4 protein-coding genes and 2 pseudogenes are annotated in these 6,260 nt (G+C 73.3%); 2 read left to right on the top strand and 4 right to left on the bottom strand.

From position 1 onward, the window contains the following. Nucleotides 1-255, top strand: a pseudogene (locus VIU94_RS16345) (bifunctional 5,10-methylene-tetrahydrofolate dehydrogenase/5,10-methylene-tetrahydrofolate cyclohydrolase); the annotation flags it as partial. A 524-nt stretch (nucleotides 256-779) separates the two neighbouring features. Here the strand turns inward: VIU94_RS16345 and VIU94_RS44725 are convergent. Beyond that, nucleotides 780-1,160 (bottom strand): annotated as a pseudogene (locus tag VIU94_RS44725) (transposase); the annotation flags it as partial. 105 nt (nucleotides 1,161-1,265) lie between these two features. After that, entirely contained in the window at nucleotides 1,266-1,991 is a 726-nt protein-coding gene (locus tag VIU94_RS16335) for an SDR family NAD(P)-dependent oxidoreductase (protein ID WP_331912098.1), read from the bottom strand. Between the two features lie 105 nt (nucleotides 1,992-2,096). Between VIU94_RS16335 and VIU94_RS16330 the strand changes: the two genes are divergently transcribed. Continuing rightward, a complete protein-coding gene (locus VIU94_RS16330; RefSeq protein ID WP_331912096.1) occupies nucleotides 2,097-2,936 on the top strand; it encodes a LysR family transcriptional regulator in 840 nt (279 codons plus the stop codon). 873 nt (nucleotides 2,937-3,809) lie between these two features. On the opposite strand, the gene VIU94_RS16320 is transcribed toward VIU94_RS16330, so the two are convergent. Both VIU94_RS16320 and VIU94_RS16315 read right to left on the bottom strand, forming a co-directional pair. Further along, on the bottom strand, nucleotides 3,810-5,015 hold the full coding sequence (locus VIU94_RS16320) for an ROK family protein (RefSeq protein WP_331912094.1): 1,206 nt from the start codon (nucleotides 5,013-5,015) through the stop codon (nucleotides 3,810-3,812). Further along, the coding region (locus VIU94_RS16315) for an FGGY family carbohydrate kinase (protein WP_331912092.1) at nucleotides 5,012-6,260 on the bottom strand (1,249 nt) is incomplete at its 5' end. The genes VIU94_RS16320 and VIU94_RS16315, both read right to left, overlap by 4 nt.

Here is a 6,260-nt window from a genome sequence, read left to right as displayed (position 1 = left end):
ATCGTCCGCGAGGCCGACGTCCTCGTCGCCGCCGTCGGCAAGCCGAACTTCATCAAGGGCGAGGACATCAAGCCGGGCGCGGTCGTGATCGACGCCGGCTACAACCCGGGCAACGTCGGCGACGTCGACTTCGAGACGGCGGCCGAGCGCGCCTCCCTGATCACGCCGGTCCCGGGCGGCGTCGGCCCGATGACGATCGCGGTGCTGCTGGCGCAGACGGTCGAGGGGGCGGAGCGGCAGCTCGGGCTGGTGTAGGGGCGAAGAGCGGGCGGCCCGGGGGCGGGCGTCGGCCCCCGGGGTGGGCGGCGGCGGGCGTCGGCGCCGGCTGTCGATGCCGGTGCGGCTGGACGCGCCGGTCCGGATCTCGGCGGCGGCCTGGTGATGGGCGGTGGCCCGGGAAGGGGCGCCGATCCGGCCGTCGGCACGGTCCGCGTGTCGGTGCCGGTCCGGCTGTCGGCATCCGTCTGCCTGTCTGCACCCGTCCGCCTATTGGTGCCGCATCCGGCTTTCGGCCGCGGCCCGGCGGCGGGCGGTGTCGGCTCAGGCTGCGGCGTCCGGAACGCCTCCTCGACCTTCCACCGGATCCCGGCGATGCCGATCAGCGTGTTCAACGACACCGGGGCTGGGGCCCAGCAGCGGTAGAACGCGCTCTCGCCGGTGGTCGGGCTGCGCCGGTTGAGTAGGGAGCGCCGCCCGCGCTCCGGCGGTTCGGACTCGTCCAGGCGCAGCGCCAGCGCGGGCTGGGTCGCGAACTCCAGGTCGCCCGGCAGGCCGGCCGCGGCGCACCGGGCCGGGTCGTCCGCCCAGACCCGCGGAACGTACAGCTCGCGGTCCACGAACGCCGCCCCGGCCGGCGTGGCCCAGATCGCGCACACCGTCACCTGGGTGTTCTCGATCCGACCGGCGGTGCCGGAGTAGTGCCGCTGCACACCGACGGTGTGCACGCCCTCCTTCACATCCCCGGTCTCGTCCGGCACCAGCGTCCCGCCGCCGCCCAGATGCTCGACGCCCGTGTCCCGCACGACGTCCCGGACCCCGTCGTGATCCCACGCGCCGCGCGACAAGAACGACTGCATCACCGCCGGGGAGGCGTCGCCGGCCTGCTCAGCGATCGTCCAGCCGTTCTCACGCGGCAGCTCGGCAAGCAGCCCGCGCACCATCCGCTCGGCGGTCCGACGCGGCTCGACCCGGCCGGCCACCCGCCCACCAACTCCCTGAACAACACCAGCAACGAACTTCAGCTGGACTAGGGGCCGGTGAGCCTGTCACCAGGGCACTGTTCCACCGTCGTCGAAGAATCCGCCGGTCGGTCCGTCGTCGGGCAGGGTCGCGAGGTGAATCGCGATCGCCGCGCCCTGGTGAGGAGTGCGGACGCCCTGGAAGCCGTTGAGGTCGGTGGCGGTGAAGCCGGGACAGCCGGAGTTGATCAGGATGTTGGTGTCGCTCAGCTCCTTGGCATATTGGACGGTGACGGCGTTGAGGAAGGTCTTGGACGCCAAGTACGCAGCGGGAATCGGGCCCATGTCGATGCCGGGCGTGGTCTGCAGGCTGAGCGAGCCGACGCTGCTGGACATGTTCACGATCCGCGGCGATGCCGAGCCGCGCAGCATGGGCAGCATCGCGTTGGTCACGCGGATGACCCCGATCACGTTGGTTTCCACGACGACTCGTACGGTCGCGGGATCGACCGTGGTGGGCGTCTGCGGCATACCGCCGGTGATCGCGGCGTTGTTGACCAGGACGTCGAGCCCTCCGGCGCGGTCGGCGATCAGCTCGGCCGCGGCGGCCACACTTGCGTCGTCTGCCACGTCGAGCGGAACGCCGAACGCGTCGGTCCCGGCTGCGCGCAGCTTCTCCACCGCGGTGTCGCGGCGCTGTTGATCCCGCGCGCCCACGCCGATTCGCCAGCCGAGGGAGCCCAGGCCCGCCGCGATCTCGTATCCGATTCCCTTGTTCGCACCGGTCACCAGCGCGATCGTCTGTTCACTCATGTCATCAAGCGTGGTGCGGACTCGGGTGGGACGTCCAAGACCGACTGGGTGGGCGGTGATACCGCACGGATATCGGTCGTGGTGAGCGCCGGATACGATGACGCGGTGGAGACGCGAGAGCTACGATATTTCGTCGCCGTCGCGGAGGAGTTGCACTTCGGGCGGGCGGCGCAGCGGCTCGCCATGGCGCAACCACCGCTGTCGCGGGCGATCCAGCAGCTCGAGCGGCGGCTCGGAGTGGTTCTGCTGCACCGCACTGCTCGCGCAGTCGCCTTGACCGAGGCCGGGTCGGTGCTTCTGCGGGAGGCCCGGGCCGCACTCGACGCGGTCGAAGCCGCCGAGCGCCGCACCCGCCGCGCAGCTGCCGAACCGCCCGGTGTGGTGCTGGCCACGAAAGCCGGAGCCTCCAGCGAACTGGTGTCGAAGCTGTTGGACACCTACGCCGCCGAGCCCGGCGCAGTCGCCGTCGAGGTGATGCTGTGCGGGCCCGGCGAGCAGGAAAGGCTGCTGCGCGACGGGCGTGCCGACGTTGCTCTGCTCCAGCTGCCCTTCGACACGACGGCCGGACTCGACACCGAGGACCTGCACACCGAACAGCAGGTCGTGGTCCTGCCCGCGGGGCACCCCTTGGCCAACCGACCCCATATGTCGATAGCCGAGGTCACCACTCTGACGGACCTGCCCCTGCCACGCTGGCCTCGACGGGGCGGGGGCTATCCGGACGGACCTGGCCCGCAGGTGCGCGACCAGACCCAGCTGTTCCAGCTGATCGCGCTCGGACGAGCCTGCGCGGTCGTGCCCGAGTCCCTCCGAGCCCACCTGCGCGACGATCATGCGACGGTGCCGGTGCCGGACGCACCGGCAGTCACGACCGTCATCGCCTGGCCACCCCACAGCAGATCCAAAGCCGTCGCCGACCTCGTCCGCACCGCGACACGCCTCTAGCCAACGGCTGTTGTACCGGTCCTTGTCGAAGCGCGGCGGGCGACCCCCCTGCCCGGCCCCGGCGTGAGGGTTCACGGCCTGGTCGTTTTTCTCGAGGACGACGTGGCGGATGCCTCGTCGCCGCAGGTAGCGGCGTGTCCGATAGTTGCTGTAGGCCCTGTCGGCGCTGACGCTGTCCGGTGTGGTGCGTGGGCGGCCTGGCCCGAGCACGGATCGAGGTGGAATCAACCGAGACGTCCCAGTCGATCTTCCCCGCGGCATCGGCATCGACCTGGGCCTGCACCTGCTGGAGCTCCAGTGGGCGACATGGGCGCGGTCAGCACCTGCGATGCCACCAAGCCAACCCCGGCTCTGCCGTTGGCTCGTGATGCGTTCGCCCGAGGAGCATCGCGTCCAGGCGCTCGACCTGCGCCCAGAGTTCGCCGGCGGCCCTCGGTGGAAGCATGAACAGAGCCTCTTGCAGCTTGTCCCGGGCCCAACCCTCACCGCAGCACGGGCAGGTGAATTCAGCCTCCCACTGCCTCCACCGGCGCTTCGTGCCGTGAACACGCACGGACCACACGCTCAGCGCCACCGCCACGATGCCCGGAGACAATCGTTCCCGTTCGAGCACACGGACGGCAGCATTCGCCGCTCCCGACAGACCTGGGATATCGCGATACCGCACCCAGGGGCTTCCCCAGTCGCGTGTCCGCGACCGAAGCGAGGCTGGTGTTCTACGAGGCACGGCCCCTTCGGATGCAAGTCATGGACGACATCCTCCCACAGCCCAAGATCGGCCGGACAGGACCTAGTACTACACCACCAGCACACCGCCCAGCGATGCCACCACCCAGCGACGGTGAGCAACATCCCTACGACACCTATCGAACCTCAGCTGGAGTACCGAGTTGAGGCACCGCCCCTGTGCCCCGTCGGGTCGTCGAGGACGGTGCGGATCACCGAGTGGGCCGCGCCGAGGAGCGGGCCCTCCGTGCCGAGGCGGGAGACCGTCAGGGCGGGGGTTCCGTCCTGGGGGGTGCGGCGGGTCAACTCGCGCTCCAGGGACGGCAGGAGCCAGGGCGCGAGCCGGGCCAGCGAGCCGCCCAGGACGATCGCGCGCGGGTCGAGCAGGTTGACCGTGCCGGCCAGGGCGATCCCCAGCGCCGTGCCCGCCGCCCGCAGGGCGCGGCGGGCCGCCGGGTCGCCCTCGTCGGCGCGTGCCCGCAGCAGCCCCTCCGGACGGCCCTTCGCCGTGAGGCCCGCGGCCCGCAACAGCGCCTCCTCGCCCGCGTACTGCTCCAGGCAGCCGCGGCCGCCGCAGGGGCAGCGCGGGCCCTCGGGCCGTACGGGCACGTGCCCCAGCTCGCCGGCGAAGCCGTGTGTGCCACGCAGCAGCCGGCCCTCGACGACCACGGCCGCGCCGATCCCGATCTCCGCCGACACGTGCACGAAGTCTCCCGGCACGCCCTCCAGCCACAGCTCGGCGAGCGCGCCGAGATTCGCCTCGTTGTCGACGGTGAGAGCGGGCCCGTACGGCAGGTGTGCGCCGAGGTCCACCTCGCGCCAGCCCAGGTTGGGCGCGCGGACGACGGTGTGGGTGTCGCGGGCGACCAGTCCGGGCACGGCGACCGCCACGCCCGCCGGACGCAGCCCCTCTGCCCGTGCCGTGCCGCCGACGCGGTCGATCAGCGCCGCGAGTTCGGCGAGTACGGTCCCGGCCGGACGCCCCCGGTTGTCAACCTCGGCCGTGGCCCTGGCCCGTACCCTGCCGCGCAGGTCGACGGCGACCGCCGCGAGATGGTCCACGCCCACCTCCGCCCCGATGCCGCACGGGCCCCGGTCGCTCAGGGACAGCGCGCTGCCGGGCCGGCCGACCGTGCCGGACTGCTCCAGGCCGAGGTCCGTCAGGAGCCCCGTCCGGATCAGCTCGTCGACCAGTGAGGACACGGCGGCCCGGGTGAGCCCGATGCGTCCGGCGACGGCCGCGCGGGACAGTGGGCCGTGGTCGGCGACCGTGTGCAGGACCAGGGAGAGGTTGCGCCGCCGGATGCCCTGCTGGGTGTTCTCCGCGGCCGGCGGCCGTCTGGGTCCGCTCATCGGGCCGCCGCCCCGCGCAGCAGCGAGCCCGCGTCTTCCAGTACCGACCCGATCCGATCCAGCGCCGCCCGGTCGACCGGGACGGGCGGGTACACCGGTCCGCGTGCCGTGTCCCAGCGCCGTGCCACCTCCGCCGGGTCCTCGCCCGTCAGGATCGACGCGGCCTGCGCGGCCGCGCCGAGCGCCACCAAGTCCTGTGCATCGGGCACTTGGACCGGTCGGCCCGACAGCCGCCGGACCGTCTCGCGCCAGGCCGTGCCGCGCGCCCCGCCGCCGATCAGAAGCAGCGGCTGGTCGGAACCCGGTGCGCCCGCGACGTCGAGCACCCGGTCGAGCGCGGCGAGGAGCGCGTACACGGCCCCGTCGTACGCGGCCTGGAGCAGCCCGCCGGGCGTCGTGTCGTGCCGCAGGCCGTACATCAGTCCGGCGGACCGGGGGAGCGGCGGGGTCCGTTCGCCGTCGAGGAACGGCAGCAGCACCTCGCCGCCGGACGGCTCGACCGCCTCGCGGTCGCGCCCGAGGAGCGCCGCGACGCGGTCGACGGCCAGGGTGCAGTTGAGGGTGCAGGCGAGCGGGAGCCACTGGCCGCGCGCGTCGGCGAACCCTGCGACGGTCCCGGTCGGATCGGCGGCGGGGCGCGTCGCGACGGAGTAGACGGTGCCCGAGGTGCCCAGGCTCAGCACCGGGACGCCGGGGCGCAGCCCGAGCCCGAGGGCGGCGGCCGCGTTGTCGCCGGTCCCGGCGCCCACCAACGCGCCCTCTGGCAGCGCCAGTCCGGGCAGGCCGCGGCGGACCGTGCCGATCTCCGCGAACGGGTCCGCGACCTCGGGCAGCGCGTCCGGGCCGAGCCCGACGTGTTCCAGGACGCCCGCGTCGTACGTCTCCGTCGGCGCCGCCCACCAGCCGGTGCCGGACGCGTCGCCGCGGTCGGTGACCGCGCGGCCGGAGAGCCGCTCGGTGAGGTAGTCGTGGGGGAGCCGGACGGCGACCGTGGCGGCGGCGGACTCCGGCTCGTACGCGCGCAGCCAGGCCCACTTCGCGACGGTGAACGCGGGGCCGGGAACGTTTCCGATGCGGGCGGCCCAGGCGTCCGGGCCGCCGAGCTCCGCGACCAGCCGCTCCGCGTCGTCGGCGGACCGCACATCGTTCCACAGCAGCGCGGGCCGCACCGGGCGGCCGGCGGCGTCCAGGGCGACCAGGCCGTGCTGCTGGCCGGCGACGGACACGGCGGAGGCCTGGCGGGCC

This window comes from Streptomyces sp. (assembly GCF_036566765.1).
Classification (GTDB): Bacteria; Actinomycetota; Actinomycetes; order Streptomycetales; family Streptomycetaceae; genus Streptomyces.
Note: the sequence above shows the minus strand (reverse complement) of the source record. Positions and strands in the feature narration are given on the sequence as shown.